Source organism: Verrucosispora sioxanthis (assembly GCF_010560025.1).
Lineage (GTDB): Bacteria > Actinomycetota > Actinomycetes > Mycobacteriales > Micromonosporaceae > Micromonospora > Micromonospora palythoicola.
Genome location: NZ_SAIY01000019.1, coordinates 1 through 2,327, shown reverse-complemented (window position 1 = coordinate 2,327; position 2,327 = coordinate 1). Strand labels below are relative to the sequence as shown.

The 2,327-nt window shown below is 67.8% G+C and carries 2 protein-coding genes; both read left to right on the top strand.

What is annotated here, in order from left to right:
- The first annotated feature begins 443 nt into the window (after nt 1–443).
- Complete coding sequence (locus ENC19_RS29070; RefSeq protein WP_328824405.1) at nt 444–1,370, top strand: alpha/beta hydrolase family protein; 927 nt, start codon at nt 444–446, stop codon at nt 1,368–1,370.
- Between the two features lie 138 nt (nt 1,371–1,508).
- Nucleotides 1,509–2,225, top strand: a complete 717-nt coding sequence (locus tag ENC19_RS29065) for an SDR family NAD(P)-dependent oxidoreductase (protein WP_164450235.1) — start codon at nt 1,509–1,511, stop codon at nt 2,223–2,225.
- Nucleotides 2,226–2,327 lie beyond the last annotated feature (102 nt).

Sequence of the window (2,327 nt, the reverse complement as noted above, 5' to 3'; positions counted from 1 at the left end):
GTGGTGGTGGTGTGGGCATCTGATTTCCGCCCGGTTGTCCTGTCCCGGGCGCCGGGTAGTGGAGGGCACTTGACACGGTGCGGTTGAAGACCGTGCGGGTTGGGTTTGGGCCGGCACGAGCCGGGCTCCCGGCTCGTCGCCGGGGTGTCCATCGCGGGTCTGGACCCGGGTCGGTGCCGGCTACGCGATGAACCGCAGCGGCCGATGTAGCAGCCGCCGGTGACCGGCACGGGAGGGTGTTGGTCGAGCGGCTTCGCCCACGAACCGTTCACGTGCGGTGCCTGCACGACGCGGTTCGGGACTGCCATCACCGGCGCACGCTCATGCCGAATTGCGGATGTTCCAGCGCGGACGTGACCTGTCTACCGAGGATGGCGGGCACGGGAATGTGGTCAGCGTGTCCATCCAGTCGGCTCACTGGATCCCTGCTATCGGCTGCGGAAGTGGTCCGTGCAGTAGTGTGCTTGACTGCCGGCGTGGAGCTGTCCATCGATGCTGGTGACGTGTCCCTGCCCGCCACGCTGGACGTGCCGCCTGTCGGGCCGGTGCGCGGTGCGGTGGTCGTCCTGCACGGGTCTGCTGTGCCGCAGCGCTCGTACTTCCTGTACGAGCATTTGGCGCGCGAGCTCCCGCGAGCCGGCGTGGCGGTGCTGCGTTTCGACCGCCGCCTGCATGAGCATGGCGACGTGCCGTTCGCCGTGCAGGCCGACGACACGGTGGCGGCCGTTGCCGAGTTGCGCCGTCGGATGGGCGACGTTCGGGTGGGGCTGTGGGGCTGGAGCCAGGGCACCTGGCCCGCGTTGGTGGTCGCGGCCCGCCGGCCCGAACTGGTCGCCTTCCTGGTGCTGGTCGCCACCAGCGGCGTGAGCCCAGCGGTCCAGATGCGGTACGGAACGGCGCAGCAGCTGCTCCAGCGTGGCTATGGCGACGCCGACCTCGCCGAGTTGGCCCGCCTACGTGAGGCGCTCGAAGGCGCCGTCCGCGGTCACATCGACCGCGCGACCGCCCAGGCGGTCGTGGACCGGTACGCCGACAGGCCGTGGTTCCCGCTCGCGCACGTCCCGCGTGATCTGCTCGGCCACCGCGGTACGTGGGAGGACATGGACTACGACCCGCAGCCGGTCATCGCGCAGGTGAACTGCCCGACGCTGCTGTTCTACGGCGATTCCGACGAGTGGACCCCAGCCGAGGACAGCATCGCCGTGTGGCGGCGCGTCGCCAGTACCAACGATTTGACCATCCACCGGCTCACCGACTGCACCCACATGCCTACCCGCAGCGGTGCCGAAACCCTCGAATCCGTCAGCCCCGACTACACCAGCACGCTGCTCGGCTGGATAGGCGAGCGAATCAGCCATAGACCAAGGTGACGTAGGAACGATAGTCACCTGCATCGATTCGCCGCCGACCGCGCCCGGTCAGCGTCCGCTCGTAGCCGATGAGCGGATGCCTGATCTTGGCAGGTTCTTATTGACCTCAACCAGAGTTCAGGTGCTTCACTGTCGGCCATGGATCTTGATGGTTTGCGCGTCGCCATCACGGGCGCGGCACGTGGCACGGGTCGCCTTCTGGCCGAGGCGTTCGCCGAACGCGGCGCACAGATCTTCCTCTCGGCCCGCGACGTGGTAGCGGCCCGGCGGGTTGCGGATGCGATCAACCAGCAGGGGGCTGGTCGGGCTGATGCGTTTCACTGCGACCTCGCCGCACCGGATTCGGTGCGTGGGTTCGCCGCGGCCGTGGCCGACCGGACGAGCTACCTCGATGTGCTGATCAACAATGGTGCGGCATACATCGAAGGTGACGACCTGGCAGACGTCTCGGACGACACGATCGAAAGCGTGATGGCTGCGGGCGGGACCGGCACCGTGCTGCTGACCAAGCATCTGTTGCCGCTGCTGCGTGCCTCGTCGCGGCCCGACGTCGTCAACATGATCTCCACATGCGGCGAGGTGGGGCACCGCCGCTCGGGCGCGCATCCCGCGTTCTACGCGGCCAAGCATGCCCACGCCGGGCTCGCTGAGATCCTGTCGCACCGGCTCCGGCCAGAAGGAATCCGGGTGATTTCCCTTTTTCCACCGGACTTCGTTCAAGACGGGCCGCGGCAGGCAGATAGCGACCTCACTGCGCAGTCGGTCATCGACTGCGTGGTCTTCGCGGTTGGTCAACCACGAGACTGCTTCATCCGCGAGTTCCACTTCGAGCAGGTACGGACTCCACACTCCTGAGCGCCCGCCGCGCCAAGCAGCCTGGGCCAAAGCGAGGATCCTCGGCGCAGGTCCCAGCGCTGAGACCGACGGCGTCGGAACGAAGAGCAGGTGCGCGGATCT